The 21,658-nt window shown below is 54.4% G+C and carries 22 protein-coding genes, 1 other RNA gene and 1 pseudogene; 13 read left to right on the top strand and 11 right to left on the bottom strand.

The genetic code is table 11. The features are described from left to right. Positions 1–53: 53 nt before the first annotated feature. The 7 genes from G7G_RS0106930 to G7G_RS0106905 all read left to right on the top strand — a co-directional run bounded on the left by G7G_RS0106930 (position 54) and on the right by G7G_RS0106905 (position 4,851). Positions 54–785 carry a FadR/GntR family transcriptional regulator gene (locus G7G_RS0106930; protein ID WP_010439951.1) on the top strand — a complete coding sequence of 244 codons (732 nt, stop codon included), beginning with the start codon at positions 54–56 and terminating at the stop codon, positions 783–785. A 48-nt stretch (positions 786–833) separates the two neighbouring features. Then, complete coding sequence (locus G7G_RS0106925; RefSeq protein ID WP_010439950.1) at positions 834–1,196, top strand: DUF4345 family protein; 363 nt, start codon at positions 834–836, stop codon at positions 1,194–1,196. 36 nt (positions 1,197–1,232) lie between these two features. After that, positions 1,233–1,580, top strand: a transfer-messenger RNA (tmRNA) gene (gene ssrA / locus G7G_RS23895). 99 nt (positions 1,581–1,679) lie between these two features. After that, positions 1,680–2,114 (top strand): ester cyclase, encoded by a 435-nt coding sequence (locus G7G_RS0106920; RefSeq protein ID WP_010439948.1) that lies wholly within the window; start codon positions 1,680–1,682, stop codon positions 2,112–2,114. Positions 2,115–2,241: 127 nt separating this feature from the next. Continuing rightward, a complete protein-coding gene (locus tag G7G_RS0106915; protein WP_010439947.1) occupies positions 2,242–3,057 on the top strand; it encodes a chromate resistance protein ChrB domain-containing protein in 816 nt (271 codons plus the stop codon). Beyond that, a complete protein-coding gene (gene chrA, locus G7G_RS0106910; RefSeq protein ID WP_010439945.1) occupies positions 3,054–4,304 on the top strand; it encodes a chromate efflux transporter in 1,251 nt (416 codons plus the stop codon). The genes G7G_RS0106915 and chrA overlap by 4 nt, the downstream gene beginning before the upstream one ends. A gap of 76 nt (positions 4,305–4,380) precedes the next feature. After that, complete coding sequence (locus G7G_RS0106905) at positions 4,381–4,851, top strand: SspB family protein (protein WP_010439943.1); 471 nt, start codon at positions 4,381–4,383, stop codon at positions 4,849–4,851. 28 nt (positions 4,852–4,879) lie between these two features. Here the strand turns inward: G7G_RS0106905 and G7G_RS0106900 are convergent, their stop codons facing one another. Then, entirely contained in the window at positions 4,880–5,428 is a 549-nt protein-coding gene (locus G7G_RS0106900; protein ID WP_010439941.1) for a hypothetical protein, read from the bottom strand. 222 nt (positions 5,429–5,650) lie between these two features. On the opposite strand from G7G_RS0106900, the gene fumC reads away from it, so the two are divergent. From fumC to G7G_RS0106880, 4 genes are read left to right on the top strand one after another with little or no spacing between them, the layout of a single operon-like run. After that, positions 5,651–7,045, top strand: a complete 1,395-nt coding sequence (gene fumC, locus G7G_RS0106895) for a class II fumarate hydratase (RefSeq protein WP_010439940.1) — start codon at positions 5,651–5,653, stop codon at positions 7,043–7,045. After that, positions 7,045–7,221: a DUF4169 family protein gene (locus G7G_RS0106890; RefSeq protein ID WP_010439938.1), complete on the top strand. Its 177-nt coding sequence runs from the start codon at positions 7,045–7,047 to the stop codon at positions 7,219–7,221. The genes fumC and G7G_RS0106890 overlap by 1 nt, the downstream gene beginning before the upstream one ends. Beyond that, on the top strand, positions 7,218–7,439 hold the full coding sequence (locus tag G7G_RS0106885) for a ribbon-helix-helix domain-containing protein (RefSeq protein WP_010439936.1): 222 nt from the start codon (positions 7,218–7,220) through the stop codon (positions 7,437–7,439). Before G7G_RS0106890 ends, G7G_RS0106885 begins: the two co-directional genes overlap by 4 nt. 59 nt (positions 7,440–7,498) lie before the next feature. Then, a complete protein-coding gene (locus G7G_RS0106880) occupies positions 7,499–8,101 on the top strand; it encodes a DNA-3-methyladenine glycosylase I (RefSeq protein WP_010439935.1) in 603 nt (200 codons plus the stop codon). Between the two features lie 12 nt (positions 8,102–8,113). On the opposite strand, the gene G7G_RS0106875 is transcribed toward G7G_RS0106880, so the two are convergent. The 4 genes from G7G_RS0106875 to G7G_RS0106860 all read right to left on the bottom strand — a co-directional run bounded on the left by G7G_RS0106875 (position 8,114) and on the right by G7G_RS0106860 (position 12,465). Continuing rightward, entirely contained in the window at positions 8,114–8,995 is an 882-nt protein-coding gene (locus G7G_RS0106875) for a fructose bisphosphate aldolase (RefSeq protein ID WP_010439933.1), read from the bottom strand. A 72-nt stretch (positions 8,996–9,067) separates the two neighbouring features. Continuing rightward, complete coding sequence (locus G7G_RS0106870; protein WP_029621792.1) at positions 9,068–10,417, bottom strand: cytochrome P450; 1,350 nt, start codon at positions 10,415–10,417, stop codon at positions 9,068–9,070. Continuing rightward, entirely contained in the window at positions 10,414–11,625 is a 1,212-nt protein-coding gene (locus G7G_RS0106865) for a hypothetical protein (RefSeq protein WP_010439930.1), read from the bottom strand. Before G7G_RS0106865 ends, G7G_RS0106870 begins: the two co-directional genes overlap by 4 nt. Positions 11,626–11,712: 87 nt before the next feature. Continuing rightward, complete coding sequence (locus tag G7G_RS0106860; protein ID WP_010439928.1) at positions 11,713–12,465, bottom strand: cytochrome c biogenesis CcdA family protein; 753 nt, start codon at positions 12,463–12,465, stop codon at positions 11,713–11,715. 105 nt (positions 12,466–12,570) lie between these two features. Here G7G_RS0106860 and G7G_RS0106855 point away from each other — a divergent pair, with 105 nt between their 5' ends. Next, on the top strand, positions 12,571–12,804 hold the full coding sequence (locus G7G_RS0106855) for a sulfurtransferase TusA family protein (RefSeq protein ID WP_010439924.1): 234 nt from the start codon (positions 12,571–12,573) through the stop codon (positions 12,802–12,804). Positions 12,805–12,860: 56 nt separating this feature from the next. On the opposite strand, the pseudogene G7G_RS22805 reads toward G7G_RS0106855, so the two are convergent. From G7G_RS22805 to purC, 6 genes and pseudogenes are all read right to left on the bottom strand, one after another. Further along, positions 12,861–15,652 (bottom strand): annotated as a pseudogene (locus G7G_RS22805) (Rne/Rng family ribonuclease). A 510-nt stretch (positions 15,653–16,162) separates the two neighbouring features. Continuing rightward, positions 16,163–17,497, bottom strand: coding sequence for a sigma-54-dependent transcriptional regulator (locus tag G7G_RS0106845; RefSeq protein ID WP_010439922.1), 1,335 nt, complete (start codon positions 17,495–17,497; stop codon positions 16,163–16,165). Between the two features lie 11 nt (positions 17,498–17,508). Beyond that, positions 17,509–19,287: a sensor histidine kinase gene (locus tag G7G_RS0106840; protein WP_010439920.1), complete on the bottom strand. Its 1,779-nt coding sequence runs from the start codon at positions 19,285–19,287 to the stop codon at positions 17,509–17,511. A 36-nt stretch (positions 19,288–19,323) separates the two neighbouring features. Further along, positions 19,324–19,992 (bottom strand): phosphoribosylformylglycinamidine synthase subunit PurQ, encoded by a 669-nt coding sequence (gene purQ, locus G7G_RS0106835; protein WP_010439918.1) that lies wholly within the window; start codon positions 19,990–19,992, stop codon positions 19,324–19,326. A 26-nt stretch (positions 19,993–20,018) separates the two neighbouring features. Continuing rightward, positions 20,019–20,249 (bottom strand): phosphoribosylformylglycinamidine synthase subunit PurS, encoded by a 231-nt coding sequence (gene purS / locus G7G_RS0106830; RefSeq protein WP_010439914.1) that lies wholly within the window; start codon positions 20,247–20,249, stop codon positions 20,019–20,021. 100 nt (positions 20,250–20,349) lie between these two features. After that, complete coding sequence (gene purC / locus G7G_RS0106825) at positions 20,350–21,105, bottom strand: phosphoribosylaminoimidazolesuccinocarboxamide synthase (RefSeq protein WP_010439911.1); 756 nt, start codon at positions 21,103–21,105, stop codon at positions 20,350–20,352. Positions 21,106–21,292: 187 nt separating this feature from the next. On the opposite strand from purC, the gene G7G_RS0106820 reads away from it, so the two are divergent. Beyond that, entirely contained in the window at positions 21,293–21,613 is a 321-nt protein-coding gene (locus tag G7G_RS0106820; protein ID WP_010439909.1) for a DUF1476 domain-containing protein, read from the top strand. Positions 21,614–21,658: the final 45 nt, after the last annotated feature.

Raw genomic sequence — 21,658 nt, 5'->3', positions numbered from 1 at the left:
GTCAGACTTTTAAATGTCAGACAAATAAAAATTTACTTTTGACGCAAGCGACGATGAAAATTGACCCCCAAAGCTCTGCCGATCTATCGGCTCAAATTGCCCAAGCGATCCGGGATGCCATCATATCGGGGCAGCTTATCGTCGATGAACGCTTGCCCTCCGAATCTGAACTTGCCGAGCAATTCAATGTCTCGCGCCCGACTGTTCGCGAAGCTTTGAAACGCTTGGCGGCACAATCTCTGATCCGTACGCAACGTGGGGCCACAGGGGGCGCGTTTGTAAATCGACTAAGCTTTGAAGGTGCTTATTCTCAACAGGTTACGACCTCAACGCTATTACTGTCGATGAACGCGGTCAGTTTCGACACTGCGTGCGAGGCACGGTACGCGTTGGAACGAGCCTGTGCGTCCCTGTCTGCGCAACGTCGAACGGCAGATCAGCTTGCGACAATGCGGGCCGAGATCTTTCGGCAGGCACAGCCCGGTCTGACTGACGAAGCATTCTGCGCCTCAGATGTTGCCTTCCATCGAGCGCTGGTCGATGGCGCTGGCAATCCGGTCTTGTCCTACCAGCTGGCTAGCGCTGTCGAGGCGATGCAGCCATTAATGAACATGATCACCTTCACCGCTCGTTCGCGGGAAGAAATCATCGCGTTGCACGCCAACATCGCCAATGCCTTAGAGGCGCGTGACGCTGAAAAGGTTGATGCGGCGCTGGTTCAGCTTGAGAGCTATACTCGGCAACTGGCGCAAGATGTTGCCCAGAAAAAACGCAAACCGGCCTGATCTAAATGGCTTAATATCAGAGGTTTAGAATAGAAACATGAGGTGGAAATGATCAATGCCCTCAATGTAGCTGCCGCTTTGCTGACAATTGCTTTCGGGTTATTTGGCTTCCTGGCGCCTGCGCATACTGCTAACGCATTGGATTTGGTCCCGACCAAAAGCACCATGGGTCTCAGTGAAATGCGCGCCTCGGTTGGTGGGCTGTTTGTAGTCACCGGCGCTGCAGTGCTGTGGCTTAACAATCCGATGGCTTATGTGATGCTGGGGATAGTCTATTCTGGTGCAGCACTTGGCAGATTCGTTTCTGTTGCTCTCGATCATCCACCTTTGGCGAAAGCATTGATTTTTGGTGGAATCGAACTTGTTCTCGCCATCTGGCTTATTCTGGCAAACATGAACAGAGCATCCTAACTCATTGAAATAAAACCACCCCATAGCCCACATTCCGAGTTTGCATCCCATCGTTACCTCACCTATATAAGAGAGGTCCCTCGGGACTATGGACATAAACGCGCTCGTAATAAGCGGATCGGACCCGGGGGCGGTACCCGGCGGCTCCACCAATCATCCTTCGTTTGGGGACTTTGGGGCCGAAACAGGATCGACGAACGTCTAAAGGGGTTAGCTTTGTCTCGGCTGTCTGCCACCGTTACCGGCGAAAATAGTACAATTGCAAACGACAATCGTGCTCCGGTTGCAGTTGCTGCGTAAGCAGTAGCAAGACCGAAACTTAAGCCCTTGCGCCTAGCCGCGTAAGGCGGGGTTCGCAGGTACCTGGCAACAGAAACCTGCATTTTCCCTGTTATGTCTGTTTATTGCTCATAGCTCATCAGAGATTCAGGATTTATTCACTTGTTTATCCCATATTTCTGTCCAGGCGACAGGAGGGTTAAGATGACGAATTCTGACAGGCTTAGGGCGTGGTATTCTGAGGTTTGGGAACAGGGCAATACCGACGCAATCGATCAGTTTTTTGCACCAGACACGATGGCCGAGGGGTTGATCCCTGAAATGCAGGTTGGGGCTGATGACTTTCGCGATCTGGTCATGGCCTTCCGACATGTGCTGGGCGAAATCAAGGTCGACCTCCCCAAAATCATTGAAAACGGTGATTGGGTTTCCGGAGTTCTTCATGTCCGCACATTTCGGGCTGACAACGGCGCACCATTAGAAGTTACTGGGCAAGTCATGGCCCGATTCAAAGGGGAGAAAATGGTCGAGGCGTATAATCAGTTCGATTTCATTTCACTCTTTGAACAGCTTGGGCAGTTTCCGCAGGATACGCTTCCGGTTTGCATGACAGGGCAAAGGTTGGACTGGGTCGGTTAAACCACAACCGCAAGCTTGACCCCTACCGCGTCCACGCGATAGCAGAGGTTTAAGGGGTAAGCTTGCGAACACCCCGTGAGGCGGCAGCCCAAGTTCGCATGTATCCAAAGCCACAAGGAAACATGCAATGGCTGCCCCCAATGCAATAACACCCCGACAACTGCTTCGCTTAATCGGTACGCCTAAGGCTCCTGTCCTTATCGACGTACGAACCGAGGCGGATTTTGCGGACGACCCTGTGCTTGTTCCGAGCGCTATTCGTCGTTCTTTCAAAGATGTTGACAAAATCAGAGAATGGATCGGAGAGCGCTCTTCTGTTGTGATTTGTCAAAAAGGCAAGAAACTAAGCCAGGGTGTCGTCTCTTGGCTGCAATCCGAAGGCGTAATGTCCGAATATCTTGAGGGCGGCATGTTTGCCTGGCGCGATCTGCCTGGGGCACCCTCCGTGCCTGTTTCGGCCCTGCCTGAGATTGCCCAGGGCGGTACGATTTGGGTGACACGACATCGCCCCAAGATTGATCGCATTGCGTGCCCTTGGTTAATCCGAAGGTTTGTGGACGCTCAAGCGCGCTTCCTTTTTGTGGCGACTGCCGAAATACAGGGAGTGGCGGAGCATTTCGGCGCCACCCCCTTTGACGTTGAGGGTGTCGACTGGAGCCATCACGGTGAGAAATGCACTTTCGATACCATGCTGGACTTGTTCAACCTGCATTCAGAACCAATGGACCGATTGGCCACCATCATACGCGCTGCAGACACCAACAAGCACGATTTAGCCCCTGAAGCTGCTGGATTATTGGCAATATCGGTCGGACTGTCGCGCCAATATCGGGACGATCAGCAACAACTGGAGGCTGGTCTGCATATCTACGATGCGCTTTATCGATGGGCGCGGGATGGATCTGGTGAAACACATGACTGGCCAGCAGGTCACGGGAAATGACACCATCGTACCGTGAGTTGTTCAGCGTTTTCGGGCGTATCGGGCTTTTGTCCTTTGGTGGGCCAGCGGCGCAGATTTCACTGATGCATCAGGAACTCGTCGAGAAACGCCCCTGGCTGGACGAGCAAACCTATCTACGTGCGCTTTCGTTGTGCATGTTATTGCCGGGGCCCGAGGCCATGCAGTTGGCAACATACGCGGGTTGGCGATTGCGTGGTGTGATCGGAGGCTTGATTGCAGGTGGCTTGTTTGTCCTGCCCGGGGCGCTGGTCATTGCAATACTTGTAGCGCTGTATGCAGCGTATGGTACATTGCCACTGGTTCAGGCGGGGTTTTTGGGCATCAAGGCCACCGTCATTATCATCGTTCTTCAAGCCTTGCGTAATCTGTCGAAAAAGGCGTTGACCGATACCGAACATCAGATGATCGCCGGGCTCGCGTTTCTTGGAATATTTCTGTTCAACCTGCCCTTCCCTCTGATCATTTTCTGCGCGGCCCTTTGGGGCTTTGCAATATCCAATGACCAGGCTCCTACAGCCGTCCAGGCAAGCCCAGCATTAGGCAAACCCGTTCAAACGGCAGTATTCTGGCTCATATTGTGGCTGGGACCTTTGTTTTTGCTGCAATTGTCAGGGCAGGAACTGCTCAGCGACTTGGGTTGGTTTTTTGCCCGTCTTGCCGTCGTCACCTTTGGAGGAGCTTATGCGGTGCTGGCCTATATGACCCAGACCGTTGTGGACACATACCAATGGATCAGCACGGATCAGATGATCGACGCGCTTGGCCTGGCCGAAACCACGCCGGGACCTCTAATCCTTGTGACGCAATTTGTAGCGATGCTGACTGGACAGGTTGCCGGAGGGCCATCACTTGCGTTGGCGGCCGGAGTTGTCGCTTTATGGGCGACATTTGTCCCCTGCTTCCTCTGGATCTTCCTCGCAGCGCCACAACTGGACAGAATTGCAGCACGCCCTCGGCTTGGGGCCGCTATGCACGGCATCACAGCTGCGGTTGTCGGAGTGATTCTCAACCTCTCCGTGTGGTTTGGGTTGAATGTTCTGTTTGGCTCTCTCCCCGGTTGGTCATTGGGACCTGTGTCAATCCCCCTGCCCGATCCTGCTACGCTCGATATCAGGGCGCTTGTTCTTACGGTGTTAGCTGGCCTGTTGATTTTCCGTATGAAATCCGGTTTAGCGACCACATTAGGAATTATGGTTCTGGCCGGAATCGGGTTGCAGTTTTTGTGATCAATACAGCCCAGCACGGCCTTTCGTTTCCGTCCGAATGAACTATGCTGGTAATAACCACTTTCGAGGATCAAACATGTCGCAAGACATCGACTACGGGAATCTGATGCACACGGCCATGCGGGGCCTGATCAAGACCGTCCTGACGGATGTGTCCAAGACTGGCCTGCCCGGAGCACATCATTTCTTCATCACCTTTGATACACGATATGAAGGCGTTGAACTGGCTGACTGGCTAAGAGAGCGGTATCCCGGTGAAATGACGATCGTCATGCAGCATTGGTTCGAGAATCTCGAAGTCGGTGAAGAAGGATTTTCGATTACCCTGAATTTCGGCGATGCGCCTGAGCCGCTGTACATACCGTATATGGCAATAAAAACCTTCGTTGACCCTTCGGTCGAGTTTGGCTTGCGCTTTGAAAGCCCCGAGGATGAGGACGACGAAGTCTTTGTGGCGGATGAAGCCCCAATCGAACTGGAAGCGGAAGAACCGGAACCACAGCACCATGATGCGGATGTTGTTTCGCTGGATAGCTTCCGCAAGTGATCAGATAAAGCCCCGCTTTATGCGGGGTTTACTTCTTTTTCAAAAATGTCTCGACCGAGCGTGATTTGACTCCGTCCCGGAACCTCGAAAATGACAAATCCAGACCGCCATCTGCCAAGGTCCGGTCAAACTGTTGCAACTCGTAGCCCCCATTTTCTGCGATGAACAACGAAAATACAGTCAGAGTGTCGCCTTCAATCCTGCCCCAGACAAATGGTTCACCTTTCATCGGGTCAAGCGGCACCTCGTGCCCGAACACGTTGCGTTTCATCGCGGCAGAATAAACATCCGCACGATCCGAGCTTTGAAAATCAACCGAATATTTCTCATCCTTGATGCGCCCATCTGCTTTGTAGGTCGTGGTGGTCCAACTTACGTTGAAACCACCTTTAATCTCATGGATTGAAACACTCATATCCCGAGGCGTCGAAGTACCATCGGCGTCAACAACTTCGGCAGATCCAGTATAATCGCCGACAAAAGGCTCAATGTTGGTCGCGTTGGCTTGCTGTAAAGATGCGGCCAGCCAGATACATGCGGCAAACGCCAACGCAACCGCATGCAGGGGTCTGTTCATAAATGATACTCGCATGGCTGACTCCGTCCTCTATGTAACTACATTCTAACTTTAGTCCGTCTGCGCACAATGGCACTGTTTTCGCTAACAGAAATTAATTGGGGCGGCGCTTCGTCTATACCTTTGTCCGGCCTAGGTTTATGGTGCGCTCAACTGGCCGATTGCGCCTCAGCCCCGCTGCGGTTAAACGGCATACGACTGCATACCAGACCGGAGCGACCGATGTCTAAAACCCGTACCGAATCCGACAGCTTTGGCCCTCTCGAGGTGCCCGCCGACAAATACTGGGGCGCACAAACACAACGCTCGATCATGAACTTCCCAATTGGCTGGGAAAAGCAACCCGTTGCAATCGTACGGGCGCTGGGCGTGATCAAGCAGGCCTGCGCAATGGAAAACAAGGCGACGGGCAAATTGGATGATAAGATCGCTGACGCGATTATTCAGGCCGCAGGAGAAGTATTCGAGGGTAAGTTTGATGACAACTTCCCCTTGGTCGTCTGGCAAACCGGATCGGGTACTCAATCCAACATGAACTCGAACGAGGTCATTGCAAACCGCGCGATCGAGATTTTGGGTGGCGTGATCGGCTCGAAAGAGCCAGTACATCCGAACGATCATTGCAACATGGGTCAGTCCTCGAACGATACCTTTCCTACTGCTATGCACATCGCCACCGCAATGAGTGTACGAGATGTGCTGATGCCAGGGCTCGAGAAATTTGCGTCTGCGCTGGAGGCCAAGGCGAGAGAGTTCGCCGGGATCATCAAGATCGGTCGCACCCACACACAGGACGCCACCCCACTGACACTGGAACAGGAATTCGGCGGTTACGCGCATCAGATTCGTCAGGGGATTGCGCGGGTCGAAGCCTCGATGCCCGGCATTTATGAACTGGCACAAGGTGGCACCGCCGTTGGTACTGGATTGAATACTCATGACGGTTGGGACGAGGCTGTCGCCAAGAATATGGCCGAAATCACCGGCCTTCCCTTCGTTACTGCACCGAACAAATTCGAAGCGTTGGCCGCTCATGACGCCATGGTCTTCCTGTCCGGTGCTTTGGCCACGATCGCCGGATCCTGCTATAAAATCGCAAATGATATTCGTCTGTTAGGTTCGGGACCCCGCTCGGGCCTAGGTGAACTTATCCTGCCCGAGAACGAACCCGGCTCGTCTATCATGCCTGGCAAAGTCAATCCGACCCAGGCCGAAGCGTTGACACAAGTGGCCGCGCACGTGATGGGCAATGACGCAGCAATGAAGTTTGCTGGCTCGCAAGGACATTTCCAACTGAATGTCTATAACCCGATGATGTCGTATAACCTGTTGCAATCCATCCAACTGTTGGGTGATGCGACCGACAGCTTTACCGAACGGATGCTAATAGGCATCAAAGCCAATGAACCGCGCATCGATAAACTGATGAAAGAGTCGTTAATGCTGGTGACAGCTCTGGCCCCCACCATTGGGTATGACAACGCCACAACCGTCGCAAAGACGGCCCACAAGAATGGCACAACTCTCAAGGAAGAAGCAATTGCGCTGGGCTTTGTCGACGAAGAAACCTTCGATGCTGTTGTCCGCCCAGAGAAGATGATCGGGCCCAAGAACTGATGGGCAAGCCGGTCAACCTGAACCGGTATCGAAAAGAGAAAGCGCGGGCCGAAAAGAAGGCCCGTGCAGATGCAAACGCTGCGAAACACGGACAGACCAAATCCGAGAAAGCTGTGGTAAAGCTGGAGCAAATGCGCCAGCGCCGCGACCTCGACGGTCACAAGGTCGACGAATGAGCGGGCGGCCTGTCAAACGCTCCCTGACCTTGCAAGGTCATCGAACATCCGTTTCGCTTGAGGATGAATTCTGGCAGGCATTCCGTGACATTGCGCGGAAAAAAGATATACCAATCAATGTCCTGGCGGCAAATATTGATGCAGAACGTGATCCTGAAACCGGGTTAGCTTCGGCCATTCGCGTTTTCATTCTGAATTGGTATCGTCAAACTGAATGATTGCTTGATTTCAGCCAATCGCGTCGCTTATCCTCGCGGGGAACAAAAGAGGTACATTCATGAGCGATTTGGCAACGGGTCCAGATGGGAGATCTCGGTGCGCGTGGTGCAACGCCGCCCCTGAATTCTTCGACTATCATGACAACGAATGGGGATATCCCGTTTCCGACGACAGACGGTTGTTTGAAAAACTATGCCTTGAAAGCTTTCAGTCGGGCCTGAGCTGGCGCACCATTCTGTCAAAACGCGAGAATTTCAGAGCAGCGTTTAGAAACTTTGATTTCAACAAGATAGCAGTGTTTTCTGATGCAGATGTCAATCGTCTTCTGGACGACAAAGGAATCGTACGTCACCGCGGCAAGATCGAAGCCGTGATCAATAACGCCGGTCGCGTGCAGGACCTAATCGCAGCTGAAGGATCATTGGCAGCGTATGTCTGGAGGTACGAGCCTGAGACACCACCAGCCCCGCAAAGCGCATCCACTTCGGCAGAATCCATTGCGATGTCGAAAGATCTGAAAAAACGCGGCTGGAAATTCGTCGGTCCTACGACCGTGTTTGCCTTCATGCAGGCTATGGGGTTGATTAATGATCACGCAATTGGATGTGCCATGCGCGAAAAAGCGACGCAAATGCGCCGCGATTTCATCAAGCCAGTATAAAATCTCCTGCGATCAGATCGAGGCGCGGTAGATATTGTCAATGTTGCTTCCGAGCGCTGCATTGAATTCCGCATCGGATTGTTGCTTGGACAAGCCTTCAGTCAGCGCGCGAGAGAAAGACGCGATCATCTTGCCGTTCTTGCCGAGCAGGTCACAAGCCTGCTCGGTCGAATATCCACCCGACAGCGCAACCACGCGCAGAACACGTGGGTGGTCGGCCACCTCGTCATACAAGTTGGCCTGACTTGGAATGGTCAGCTTCAGCATCACCTCCTGCCCCTCGGCCAATTGATCGAGGTTCTTCAGGATTTCTGATTTCAAGATGTCTTCGGCCTCGGCTTTGGTTTCCGAATGGATGTTCACTTCGGGCTCGACAATCGGCACCATGCCTGCGTCTGTAACGACCCGGGCCACTTCAAATTGCTGTGCAACAACATCCGCGATGCCCTGCGCATTGGCTTCGTGGATGACCGAGCGTTCCTTGGTTCCGAAAACGCCATCCGCGTTGGACAGGGTTTCTGCCAGCCCCGGGATAGGCTTCATCATTTGAACGCCATTGGCTTGTTCCTCAAGCCCTTTATCAATCTTCAGAAATGGCACGATGTTTTTGACCGACCACAGGTAATCTGCGACCTTCTTGCCATCGATTTCTTCACCTAGCGTACGTTCGAACAGGATCGCCCCAATCACTTTCTCCTTGGTGAAATCTTCTGCCAGAATGATCCGGGCGCGCATCTTCTGGATCTCTCCGAACATCTCTTCGTCTGAGTTATACCCAGAGGCATCAACGCCATACAAAGCCAGTGCTTTTGGGGTTGAACCGCCGCTTTGATCCAGGGCTGCAATAAATCCTGCGCCTTCGGACATCTGCGCGCGCTGTTCTGCTTTCGACATAACTCATTCCCGTTCAATATGATTCCGCATTTTCCAACCGCATACAGCAAGCCGACGAACGATGGTAGTTTGTTAGCGCTCAACTAGACGCAACCAAATCCCATCCTTTGATCTGACGGTCAGATGTGCGACCGGTACGGGCGTTTTGCCTTCGATTGTTTCAAAGCGATATCGACGCAGCAGCATCGACAGTATGAGTGGACCCTCAACCATGGCGAACCCCGCGCCTGTGCAAACCCGAGGGCCGGCAGAAAATGGGATGTAGGCGTCGCGTTGAAATGCCTTTCCGTTCTCTGTAGCCCATCGCCCGGGGTCAAATTCGTCTGGTCTGTCCCATAAGCGTTCGTGGCGATGTAAATGCCAGGGGCTGACTACAATCTGAGATTTTTGTGGAATATCTCTGTCACGGAATTTTTCCGGACAAGAGGCTTCACGCACCATCATTGGAACAGGTGGGTACAGGCGCAGCGCCTCACGAAATACATCGCGGCTAAGTCGTAGTTGGGACATCGCCGAGAACTCGGGTGTATCCAGCGCTTGCGCCTCTTCTGACAGTTTATCCTGCCAATCGGGATACAAGGCCAGTAGATACAGGGCCCATGCCAACGCTGATGCACTGGTTTCATGCCCCGCGAGAAAGAAAATGGCGACCTGATCGACCATGTCTTGCGCGTCAAAGCATTTGCCTGTCTCTGGATCGTTAGTCGTCATGATCTTTGTGGCGAGATCATCAGGTGCCGTTCCGTTCTTGATTGCTGCTGCCCGGTCAAGTGTTAGTTGGCTGATCAGAGCGCGTATTTGTCGGGCGGTCTGACGCGTCTTGCGCGAATGTAACCGGGGGCCCCATTTGGGAAGCGGTACAAAGGCTGCTAGGTTCAACAAAGGTTGTTCGCGCTGATAGATCCTGAACTTTTCAAAAACCTGCGCAGCTACCTCATGCTCAATCGGAACCGAGAACAAGGTTCTAAAAATGACATCTGCGGCCACGTGGCTGGTGATCTCTTCACATTCCACGTCCTGCCCAACGCGCACCTCAAGCCTGTCGACGCAAGCTTGCGCCGCATCTACCATCGCGGGAAATGTGTCTTTCAATCGGCCACCTTCAAACGCAGGGTCGATGATCCTGCGCTGCTGTTTCCAGACCGCCCCATTGGTCAGAAACACCGACCGCCCCAGCAGCGGGCGCAAACCTTCGCTGATGCGGCTTGATTTGGGAAACGCATCGGGTCGATCTTTCAACACGGTGCGGATCAGTTCCGGTTGGTTGATCAGGAACGACCGAAAGAAAGGCGTCCGAAACTCAGCCATCCAGGCCCGATACAAACGTTGAGGTTGCGCCGACAGAAGGTCTTGTCGAAACAAACGCATATACCGCCAGAGTGAAACCTTATCGGGCCGTGAAGCAGGTTTAGGTGGCCTCATGCCGCCACCGTAGTGTGTTTCGAAATGGTGCTTTCAATGCGTGAACGCGAAGGTGTTCGGTTAGCAAACCTTTCTCCCAGCGTTTGCGGGCCCGCGGTTATTTTGAAGTAGTCGTAATCATTGGGCCTATCGAACGCGCACAGATACTGGAAATGCAGCCGAAAGAACCGCCACCTGAGCTTTTTCCAGCGCTCGGGTGAAAGGGTTTGAGTGAACGCTGCGGACAGTACCAGCGGCCAGCATTTGTTGGGTGGCGATACTCCGCTAACCGCCACCGGATCACACAAAGCGAAGGCGCAGCCGTCTCCGGGTGCTGAAACATCGACCCAGGTCAGTCCCTCGCTACCCGAGAGATATTGCAGATCGGTCCGCAAGACGCAGGCCTTTGGCAAAAAGGAAACCATCGGCACAACCTGCCCCAATGACAGGAATGACAAGGCCGGCCCGCCGATCTTGCCCTGCCTCCTTAGAACCTCAGCCAGGGCTGTCACGCCAAGATGAGCCCCAGAGCTATGGCCAACGACCAAAACCTCATCAACGTCAGATCTGAGGGCCTGCGAAATCTGATCTGAAAACTGGTCAAGCCGCGTTGTCAGCTCAGGTGAATATGCACCTTTTAAACGTGCGGAATGCGCATAGTCATGCATCAGGTAATAGGCGAACAATCGGTTGTCGATCGCTCGAAACCAGCGCATCAGAGCGTAAACGGCCACAGCAGCAGGCAGCACAGACCACCACCACATGAACGTGCTTAACCCAACAGCAACACCCCACCCAACCAGCAGAGCCAGCGCAAGTTGAGCCAATAACATTCCTACCGGATATAGTGCGGCGATAACCGGACCCTTGCGCAATTGCATAAGGCGCCAAAGCGTTCCCGTTGATATGTAGATGCAGGCGGTCTGTACCATTTGAAAATACGTCACCAGTATCGAGCGCACCATGCTGTCCTTAACGATATCAGCCCAAACCAAAACCTCGATCTCGGTCTCAACAGATACACCGTCTTGATGTGAAAGAACGCGCCAACCATAGGCTCCACCATCGGTTTTGCCGATCACTTCGATCTCGTAACCAGATATCGCGGCCTGGGAACGGCTCTCTCTTCGATAGAGTTCGCGATAGCGGCGTGGGGGAATCGGATCATAGCCGGGTATATAAAACACCCGGCGCTTGCGCACCTGTGGTTGGGTTTGTTGACTGCTCATGACCCGGCCCTCTGATCCGCAGATTAGCGCAGCGGCAAGGTCAAGGTAAGACCCGCCGTTTAACCATCCACGTTTAGTGCCAGAGGGTTAACCAAAATTCGCCAAAGCTGGAAATGTTTCAAGCAGCCACCAGCTGAATTCCGTGAACAGCCCAGTGATCAGCATGATACCGACGAACAATAGCAACCCACCCATCACCTTTTCGATCGTACCCATGTGAGGTTTGATACGGTTCATAACGGCCATGGAGCGGTTAAGGAACATTGCGGCCAAAAGAAACGGAATACCCAGCCCTGCAGCATAAACACCTAGTAACAACGTGCCGCGTGCGACAGACGCCTCTGACGCGGCCAACGACAAGATTGCCCCCAGTTGGGGACCGATGCAGGGCGTCCAGCCAAAAGCAAACGCCAGGCCCAGAATATAGGCCCCGAATACGGAACCACCGGATTCTCCAGCATCAACGCGCGCTTCGCGATCTAACAGAGGGATACGGAACACATTCAGAAAGTGCAGGCCAAAAACAATCACCACCGCGCCTGACAATTTAGCAAAAAGCACCTGATTCTGGAGTACGAAGGCTCCAAAGGCCGATGCTGTGAAGCCCAGCAGAAGAAATACCGTCGACAGACCCAGAACAAAGAAAAGCGCCGACAGGGTCGCCTTGCGCCGCGCGCGCGCCTCGTCCTGCATTTCGTGAATGGTCACGCCGCTCATATACGCAAGATAGGGGGGCACAATCGGCAACACGCAGGGCGACAAAAAGCTGATCAGCCCGCCGAGCAAGGCGACAAACATGGCAGGTAAAAGTCCTGCATCGATGATCTCAATTCCGAACATGGATCAGCACATATGGTATCAAGTGGGTTTCGTCACGGGGCCATTCGGTCACATCCTCGTGGTTGCACGCTGGACAGTGCCCCTTGTTGGAAATATCTCAACCGAATGACAGATGAGACAGATACATTGGATGCGCTGGGATTGTTATGCCCTCTACCCGTCCTCAAGGCCCGAAAAAGGCTTAAATCCTTACCTGCAGGTGGTGTCCTGCGCCTGCTTGCTGATGATCCGGCAGCGATAATCGACGTGCCGCATTTCTGTACTGAGGCGGGTCACACGCTCATTTCACAAGACAGTGTAGATGGTCATCAGATCTATTTGATCCGAAAATCCGTCTAGCGACTCGTCACGATAGTATTAAAGAAAAAGGCGGGGCCAATCAGCCCGCCTTTTCTTTATTGCCCGAGTGACCACCACCCGCGCCGCTTTGGCTTGGCTGGCGCAGGTTCAGGTTCTTCCGTCACAACCTCCAGGACAGGCTCCGGGGTCTCAGTCTCTACAACTTCAGGTTCAATCTCTATAGGCTGTTCCTCGGCCTCTATGGCCACCGGTTCAGCCTGTTCAGAAGCTTCTACTGGCTGAGCCTCGGCAACCTCAGGTTCGGGTGCTTCCCCGGGGTTCTGGGCTTCTGGGGTTTGCTCTGGTTCAGCGTCGGAAACCTCAACTGTGGAAGCAACTAGTTCGTTCGCCTGTTCAGCCGCCGTGTCATCTGTGGCAGACTGAGTTTCGTTGGCATCGGCGTCAGTATCTGCATCCTTTTTACGGCGACGCGGCGCCCGACGCTTCTTGGGCTTGGCTGGTTTCTCAGCCGCTTCCTCATTAACCGGTTCGGCCTCGGCCTGCTCGGTCTCAACAGTTTCAGCCCGCTCAGCCGCCTCAGCGTTATTCTCGGCCTCAGTTTCGTCAGTATCACTATCAGACGCCTCCGAACCGCCCGCGTTCTTCTTGCGCCGACGCCGACGACGCTTGCGCTTGGGCTTGGTCTCTTCCTCGGTCTGTACTGTGACTTCTTCTTCGCTTTCTTCCTCTTCGGTGGCGTCGACCAAATCCATCAGGGACGCATCCACCGATACCACCGGGGCAGTAGCCTCGGGAACAACGCGGCTGGCGGTTTTGAACTTCTCCATCGAGAAATCAGGGCTAACCAGATGCACATCCCCTTCGATGCGCACCGACAAACCATACCGCGCCTCGATCTGAGCGATATGTTCACGTTTCTGGTTCATCAGGAAATTGGCGATGCTGACCGGACACCTCACCAGAACCTCACGCGAACGGCGGCGGGTGCCTTCTTCTTCGATCTGGCGCAATATCGACAGCGCCATATTGTCATCCGATCGGATCAGACCAGTGCCATGGCAAGACGGGCACGGCTGTGTCGTCGCTTCAAGCATACCAGGCCGCAGACGTTGGCGGCTCATCTCAAGCAGACCAAAGCCCGAAATCCGGCCCACCTGAATACGGGCGCGATCTGTTTTCAGCTTGTCCTTCAAGCGTTTTTCAACAGCCGAGTTGTTCTTACGCTCGTCCATATCAATGAAGTCGATGACGATCAGGCCCGCAAGATCGCGCAGACGCAATTGGCGTGCCACCTCTTCTGCGGCCTCTAGGTTCGTTTTAAGCGCAGTTTCCTCGATCGAGCCTTCTTTGGTCGCCCGACCCGAGTTCACGTCGATTGCCACCAGGGCTTCGGTCACGCCGATAACGATGTAGCCACCCGATTTCAACTGAACCGTCGGGTTGAACATCCCTGCCAGATAGCTCTCCACTTGATAACGCGCGAAAAGTGGCAGCGCATCCTCATACCGTTTCACGTTCTTGGCATGGGACGGCATGATCATCTTCATGAAGTCTTTGGCGATGCGATACCCGCCCTCACCTTCAACCAGAACTTCATCGATATCACGATTATAGAGATCGCGGATCGACCTTTTGATCAGGTCGCCTTCTTCGTAAATCTTTGCCGGCGCGATGGATTGCAGCGTCAGTTCTCGAATCTGTTCCCACATACGTTGCAGGTATTCATAGTCGCGCTTGATCTCTGACTTGGTGCGCTTGGCCCCTGCCGTGCGCACGATCAGACCCGCACCTGTTGGTACGTCGATCTCCGAGGCGATGTCCTTCAATTTTTCCGGTCGGCCGCGTTGGTGATCTTGCGGCTGATCCCTCCACCGCGCGCCGTGTTTGGCATCAGCACGCAATAACGACCGGCCAACGAAAGATATGTGGTCAGCGCCGCACCCTTGTTGCCACGTTCTTCCTTGACCACCTGCACCAGCAAAACCTGGCGCACCTTGATGACTTCTTGAATCTTGTACCGGCGTGGGCGCGGTTTACGCGGAGGACGGATGTCCTCGCTATCATCTTCATCCGCTACGGATTCGATCGAGTCGTCTTTCGAGGCAGCGTCCGGCGCCTTGGCCTCCTCGCTCTCGTCCACGTCTTGATCAGCCTCCTCCGAGGTCTCCGTGTCAACAGAGCCCTCAACGGCTTCTTCTTGAGCCGCATCCTCGGCAGTCTCTTCGGATGCTCCTTCTGTGACATCCCCTGCAACAGCTTCGGATTGCTCCTCAGAGGAATCTTCCGCGCTGGGTGCCTCTTGCTCGGCAACCTGCTCAATCGCGGTCTCTTCCGACTGGTCAACTGCTTCGTCGGCCGGTTCCTCTACAGGGGTCTCAGCAACCGTTTCCATGGGCGAAGTCCCCTCGGGAACCGATAGATCGGTCTCCTCAGTTTCATCTCCCAGATCGATGGTTTCCATACCGGTGGGTTCGGACGAAACTTCGAGGGTTTCGACCGGGTCATCCGTTTTCACATCTGCCGCCTTGCTGCGTGAGCGCGAGCGACGTTTTTTGGGTTTGGATTCCTCCGCCTCATCCCGTGCCCTCATGGCTTCGGCATAAGCGCGCTCTTCTTCCATCAGCGCTTCGCGGTCGGCGACCGGGATTTGATAATAATCCGGATGAATCTCAGAAAACGCCAGAAACCCGTGCCGGTTACCGCCATAATCCACAAAAGCCGCCTGAAGCGACGGCTCAACCCTCGTTACTTTTGCAAGATAGATGTTGCCAGCAAGCTGGCGTTTGTTTTCGGATTCAAAGTCAAATTCCTCAACCTTGTTTCCATCGACCACCACAACGCGGGTTTCCTCCGCGTGGGTGGCATCGATAAGCATTTTCTTAGCCATGTGTCCTTGGTGCACCGCGCCAAACGCGTTGTCCTGACCCGTCCAGGCGGACAGGCGCTTTTGGGGAGGTGTCTTGTACGGGCGATTTCAGACGGCGCGCGGCAGGGTGCGGCGCTGTGGCCCCCTGCCCGTATACTCAATCGTTGCGCGCGCGTCATCGCGGTTCTTCTCCGACAGGCACGGGATAGGGCCGCGGCCTGCCCATTATTCCTTTCACCCGCCAGAACGGGTTCAGGTACTCAGTTGCCCCGGCTGGGGCACAATCGGCCTGCTGAACTGCGTGGAAATGATCCTCAGCAGCAGATCAGCAGCGAAACTCAATGATTCGGGACTTCTGGGCGTCAAATCGCCTGGCCCGTCCGAACACAATAAAAGCAGTCCTGTGGAAAAGACAATGGGCAAACTGAATAACACCCACAGATCACAGCACAGGATCTCTTCATCTGGCTGAAAATATCTCGTGGGTGAATTGAGCCTAAGGCTCAAGAGGGGGCTGGCCCCCTCTCCGGCCTACAGGTAATCCGAGCGCTGCAATCCATACTTTGCCATCTTTTCATTCAAAGTTCGGCGCGGCAGGCAAAGCTCTTCCATCACGGATGCGATCGATCCCTTATGACGGCGCATCGTATTGTCGATCAGCATCCGTTCGAAAGCTTCAACATATTCCTTTAGCGGCTTGCCCTCGGTGGTCATTACGGGCTGCATCTCTTCATGATCTGACATCAGCAGCGACGCAATCGTCCCTGACCCGCGTCGCGATTGAAGCACTGCGCGCTCGGCAATATTGATCAACTGCCGAACATTCCCCGGCCAAGGGGCTTGCAATAGCTGCGCCGCTTCTTGTGCGCTGACCTGGGGTGCATCGCAACCATATTCTTCGGCAAACTGTTCGCTCAAGCGCGTAAACAGAGTCAGGATATCCTCGCCGCGCTGACGCAGCGGCGGCATCGTGATGCGCAAGGCCGCAAGCCGGTAGAACAGGTCAGGCCGCAAAACATCCTCGGATGTCTTGCCGGCCTCCTGCAGATTCGAGATCGCAACAATCCGCGTTTCCGCAGGCGTCCCCTGTTCGTTCATAACACTCAGCAAACGCGCCTGCAGCGTATCGCTCAGCGCTTCGACATCTTCCAAAACCAATGTCCCGCCTCGTGCTTCTTCGATGGCAGGCAACTGAGTATCCTCTGGCAGCATCGGGCCAAACAAGCGCTTCGACAACGCTTCCTCTTCCAACGCGGCACAAGAAACCAGAACAAACTTTTTGCCCGCCCGGCTCCCGACAGCGTGCAGGGCATGCGCCACCAAAGTCTTCCCGGTCCCCGTTTCACCATCAATCAGAACGTGACCATCGGCCTGCCCCAGATCAAGAATATCCTCGCGCAAGCGTTCCATGACGGGGCTGGCGCCAATCAGCTTATTCATGATCTGAGTGCCACCCGACAATTCGCGGCGCAGCGCCCGGTTGTCCAGTGTCAAACGTCGTGCGTTGCTGGCCCTCTTGGCCAGTTCAGACATCTTGTCAGGATTGAACGGTTTCTCAAGAAAATCAAAAGCACCCACCCGCATGGCTTCGACGGCCATTGGGACATCGCCGTGCCCTGTGATCATAATCACCGGTAATGTGCTATCCGCGCCCATCAATTTCTTTAGAAGCTGAATGCCATCCATACCCGGCATTTTGATGTCAGAGATCACGATCCCCGGATATTCCGGACCAAGCACCTTGAGCGCATCTTCGGCGCTGGCGAAGGTTTCCGTGTCATACCCCGACAAAGCCAGCCACTGGCTAATTGACTGGCGCATGTCCTGTTCATCATCCACGATGGCGATTTTCATGGCCTGTGCCATAGTCACTTCCTTTATTCCGCGGCCTCAAGGCCGTCGCTTCCCAGAATGGGCAATTGCATCTCAAACACTGCGCCGCCCTGTTGGCCGTTTCGTGCGGTCAAACGTCCGCCATGGTCGTTTACGATCCCGGACGAGATGGCAAGCCCCAGACCAACACCGTCTCCGGGGCGTTTGGTCGTATAAAACGGCTCAAACAGATTTTCGATATCTTCGATCCCGTGGCCATTATCACGTACGGTCAGTACAGCAGTATCTCCTGCAGCCAGGATAATCTCGACATCAGGTTCAGCTACAGATTTGGTGGCATCCAGCGCATTGCGCAAGAGATTGACCATAACCTGTTCAATCCGCATCCGATCCCCCATCACTATAACAGGGACTTCGGGTAAAATCTGGGTTATCTTAACGTGCCTTTGACGGAGCTGCGGCTCCATCATCGACAGGCTCGATGCCAGTGCTTCGCCTAGATTTACAGGCGAAAACGCATCCGCGCCCTTGCGGGCATACGACTTTAGCTGGCGCGTGATCGCACCCATCCGTTCAATCAAACCATCAATGCGACCAAAACTTGCCAGAGCTTCTTCGGGTCGGTTCCGACGCAACAGCAAACGCGCGCCTGCCAGATAGGTTTTCATAGCGGCCAGCGGCTGGTTCAACTCGTGGCTCACCGCTGCCGACATCTCACCCAGAGCCGCCAGTTTCGAGCTTTGAGCAAGCGTTTGCTCAGCAACTTCCAGCGTCTTTTCAACCCTTTCTCGCTCAGCGATTTCCCGCTGCAGCCTGGCGTTCAATGCGCGAAGCTCCGCCGACTCTCGCTGGAACAAAGTCATGCGCGAGGTGGCCCTGCGACTGAGAGCATAGAAGGTCAGCGCCAGAAGAATCGCAAATGCCATGATTTCAAGCGCGAGGACGCTGTTCACACGTTCCCGGATTGACGAATAGGTGGTGAACGATGTCATCTGCCAGCCCCGGAACGGTATGCGAGTTTCCATTCGCATCACAGCTTCGCCTTGCAAGTAAGCATCCGGCGGCAGCGCATTCCAGTCGGCCGTCGCGCGGATCGCACGTTGAATGGCACTTTGAGGGGGCTGGCGCAGAATAGCGCTTCCTTCTTCCAGGCCACGCCATTGTGGTTCAGTCGACAGAATGATCGCACCGGTGCTGTCTGTCACCATCACTGCATCAGAAATCCCGGCCCAGGCGCGCTCGAATTTTTGCAAATCGACCTCGACCACAATCACCCCGAGTATCTCTGCATTGGCTTCAATTCTGCGTGAATAGACAAAGCTGTATCCCCCAGCCTCGCGCGGGATGACCGAGAATATCGTAGCATTCGATCGCATCGCATCAATGAAGTAGGGAGAGCTACGATGCCCCTCACCCAATCGATTGCGATCGGTTGCCGCCACCGTAAGCCCATCTCCGTCCAACAGAACCAGCGACGCCGCTCCGATTTCTTCTACAAAAGAGATCAGCCGCTGAGTCGACAGCGTATAGTCACTGGACTGCAAGGCCGAGATCAGCGTTGGGTCTCTGGAAAGAAGTTGCGGAACGATGGAATTGCGACGCAATTCACTGAGCAAGTTACCGGAATACAGCGCCAGACGCAGTTCGGCCCGGTTGCGGGTGGATTCCGTGAAACGGCTGGTCAGAAGACTGTTGGTAATCCAGACTGTGGCGACCGTTACAAGCAGCAGCAAGAACACAGCAAGACGCAACCGCCAGCCCATTGGCGAGCCACGCAGTCGGTTCAGGAACCCGTTGCGGTCTGATTGATCTTGGGCAGTCATGTTCTGACGCTACGCGTCCCGACTGATGACCTCAAGTCACGCTGGCGCCAACACCCCGGCCAATGCGCGGAAGAGCGCCGTTCCATCAGTGCCACCGTGGCCTGAATCCGCCGCCCGCTCGGGGTGGGGCATCATGCCTAACACGCGGCGGTTGTGTGATAAAATGCCCGCAATATCGTCGCGCGAACCGTTGGGATTCTCGGCGTAAGTGAAGGCAATGCGATCCTGATCCTTAAGTTCAGAAATGGTCGCGTCGTCGGCGAAATAGTTACCATCATGATGGGCAATCGGGATATCGATCACATCACCGGCATTATACCCTTCGGTAAATGCACTGTCGCTGGTTTCGACTTTTAGTCCGATAGTTTTGCAGATGTATTTCAGACCAGCATTTCGCAGCAGTGCGCCGGGCAGAATTCCGGTTTCGGTCAAAACTTGAAACCCGTTGCAGATACCGACGGCGTAACCACCACGCTCGGTATGCGAAGCCAGCGCTTTGCAAATCGGTGACTGTGCCGCAATCGCGCCACAGCGCAGATAGTCGCCGTAGGAAAATCCACCCGGAACACCAACGATATCGATACCCTCGGGCAGCGCGGCATCCTTGTGCCAGACCATATCGACGGAAAAACCGGCCTGTTCGAAGGCGACAGCGAGATCGCGATCGCAGTTGGAACCGGGGAAAACGATGACGGCTGCGCGCATGGCGGACCCTCCTAGGTCGGAAAAACTCAGAGCAGTTCGATCTCGAAGCGTTCGATGACCGTGTTGGCCAACAGCTTTTCGCACATTTTAGTTACGTCCGCTTCGGTCGCGCCGTCGGCCAGTTCCAAATCGATCACTTTGCCCTGACGGACACCTTCGACCTGATCAAAACCCATCGCACCCAATGCGTGACGCACAGCCTCACCCTGCGGGTCCAGAACCCCGTTCTTGAGCATCACATGCACACGTGCCTTCATTTTCGAAAACTCCACTGGTGGACCGCTCTCCGATCCGTTTCGTTGCGCGCGGGATACCCCGCTTGGGCGTGTCGGACAACCCTGCCCGTCCGGGGCAGGATCAGTTGATCAGCGTTGGCTTGGTCACATTACTTTTGGGCAGAACACCAAGACGACGGGCGACTTCCGAATAGGCATCCGTCAGGCTGCCCAAGTCGCGGCGGAACACATCCTTGTCCAACTTCTGACCGGTTTCGATATCCCAAAGACGGCAACTGTCGGGGCTGATCTCGTCCGCAATGATCAGGCGTTGGAAATCACCTTCGAACACGCGCCCGATCTCAATCTTGAAATCGACCAGTCGAATGCCGACAGCCAGCATTACACCGCTCATGAAATCATTCACACGCAGTGCAAGGCTCAGGATATCGTCCATGTCCTGCTGGCTAGCCCAGCCGAATGCCGCGATGTGCTCTTCAGTCACCAGCGGATCACCCAGCGCATCGTCCTTGTAGCAGTATTCAACAATCGGGCGCGGCAGCTGAGTCCCCTCGGCGATACCAAGACGTTTGGACATCGTTCCGGCGGCATAGTTGCGCACGATGACTTCCAGCGGCACGATCTCGCAATTCCGCACCAGTTGTTCGCGCATGTTAAGACGGCGGATGAAGTGCGTTGGCACCCCGATCTGGGCCAGACCAGTCATGAAGAATTCACTCAAACGATTGTTCAGAACACCCTTGCCGTCGATGACATCTTTTTTCTCGGCGTTGAAAGCAGTGGCGTCGTCTTTAAAATACTGCACGATGGTTCCCGGTTCCGGGCCTTCATACAGAATTTTGGCTTTACCTTCGTAAATCTTCTTGCGACGCGCCATGAGCGACCTTTCCAGGCTGGGGAAAGGGAATGAGTCCCCTTACGTTGGCGCCCTCATAGTGCAAGCCCCGCCTTCCCGCAAGTTCGCGACCCCGAGAGGCTTTGACGCAGCGCAAATACCTTGCGCCCGAGGCGTCGTATAGTCATATCATCAGGAAAGAGAATTCAAGCCAAGGGGTCCCCAACCAATGACCACATTCGACGAACGCGAAGCCGCATTTGAAAGCAAATTCGCTCATGACGAAAAGATGCAGTTCATCGCACGGATGCGCCGTAACCGGTTTATGGCTGTCTGGGCATCGACACTGAAGGGCGAAACCGTAGAGCAAGCGCGGAAATATGGCCAGGAACTGGTCCATACCGATCTGCAGAATGTCAGCGAGGACGATGTCGTCGAGGCGGTTAAAGGCTATCTTGGCGATCTTGCAGACGAGGCCAAGATTCGTGAGAAAATGGCCGAACTGCTGGTTGAAGCCAAGGAACAGGTTATGGCGGAAGCCGAAGATTGATTGCGTAAAATGCAAAACTCATGATCTTCATGAGTTTTATGAATT

This window comes from Ruegeria conchae, assembly GCF_000192475.1.
GTDB classification, from domain to species: Bacteria; Pseudomonadota; Alphaproteobacteria; order Rhodobacterales; family Rhodobacteraceae; genus Ruegeria; species Ruegeria conchae.
The sequence above is the reverse complement of the archived record's forward strand: the minus strand, read 5'-3'. Positions and strand labels throughout refer to the sequence as shown.

Coding starts and splice junctions, on each gene's coding strand:
- G7G_RS0106930 (WP_010439951.1), top strand. CDS start 54: ATGAAAATTGACCCCCAAAGCTCTGCCGATCTATCGGCTCAAATTGCC.
- G7G_RS0106925 (WP_010439950.1), top strand. CDS start 834: ATGATCAATGCCCTCAATGTAGCTGCCGCTTTGCTGACAATTGCTTTC.
- G7G_RS0106920 (WP_010439948.1), top strand. CDS start 1,680: ATGACGAATTCTGACAGGCTTAGGGCGTGGTATTCTGAGGTTTGGGAA.
- G7G_RS0106915 (WP_010439947.1), top strand. CDS start 2,242: ATGGCTGCCCCCAATGCAATAACACCCCGACAACTGCTTCGCTTAATC.
- chrA (WP_010439945.1), top strand. CDS start 3,054: ATGACACCATCGTACCGTGAGTTGTTCAGCGTTTTCGGGCGTATCGGG.
- G7G_RS0106905 (WP_010439943.1), top strand. CDS start 4,381: ATGTCGCAAGACATCGACTACGGGAATCTGATGCACACGGCCATGCGG.
- G7G_RS0106900 (WP_010439941.1), bottom strand. CDS start 5,428: ATGAACAGACCCCTGCATGCGGTTGCGTTGGCGTTTGCCGCATGTATC.
- fumC (WP_010439940.1), top strand. CDS start 5,651: ATGTCTAAAACCCGTACCGAATCCGACAGCTTTGGCCCTCTCGAGGTG.
- G7G_RS0106890 (WP_010439938.1), top strand. CDS start 7,045: ATGGGCAAGCCGGTCAACCTGAACCGGTATCGAAAAGAGAAAGCGCGG.
- G7G_RS0106885 (WP_010439936.1), top strand. CDS start 7,218: ATGAGCGGGCGGCCTGTCAAACGCTCCCTGACCTTGCAAGGTCATCGA.
- G7G_RS0106880 (WP_010439935.1), top strand. CDS start 7,499: ATGAGCGATTTGGCAACGGGTCCAGATGGGAGATCTCGGTGCGCGTGG.
- G7G_RS0106875 (WP_010439933.1), bottom strand. CDS start 8,995: ATGTCGAAAGCAGAACAGCGCGCGCAGATGTCCGAAGGCGCAGGATTT.
- G7G_RS0106870 (WP_029621792.1), bottom strand. CDS start 10,417: ATGAGGCCACCTAAACCTGCTTCACGGCCCGATAAGGTTTCACTCTGG.
- G7G_RS0106865 (WP_010439930.1), bottom strand. CDS start 11,625: ATGAGCAGTCAACAAACCCAACCACAGGTGCGCAAGCGCCGGGTGTTT.
- G7G_RS0106860 (WP_010439928.1), bottom strand. CDS start 12,465: ATGTTCGGAATTGAGATCATCGATGCAGGACTTTTACCTGCCATGTTT.
- G7G_RS0106855 (WP_010439924.1), top strand. CDS start 12,571: ATGACAGATGAGACAGATACATTGGATGCGCTGGGATTGTTATGCCCT.
- G7G_RS0106845 (WP_010439922.1), bottom strand. CDS start 17,497: ATGGCACAGGCCATGAAAATCGCCATCGTGGATGATGAACAGGACATG.
- G7G_RS0106840 (WP_010439920.1), bottom strand. CDS start 19,287: ATGACTGCCCAAGATCAATCAGACCGCAACGGGTTCCTGAACCGACTG.
- purQ (WP_010439918.1), bottom strand. CDS start 19,992: ATGCGCGCAGCCGTCATCGTTTTCCCCGGTTCCAACTGCGATCGCGAT.
- purS (WP_010439914.1), bottom strand. CDS start 20,249: ATGAAGGCACGTGTGCATGTGATGCTCAAGAACGGGGTTCTGGACCCG.
- purC (WP_010439911.1), bottom strand. CDS start 21,105: ATGGCGCGTCGCAAGAAGATTTACGAAGGTAAAGCCAAAATTCTGTAT.
- G7G_RS0106820 (WP_010439909.1), top strand. CDS start 21,293: ATGACCACATTCGACGAACGCGAAGCCGCATTTGAAAGCAAATTCGCT.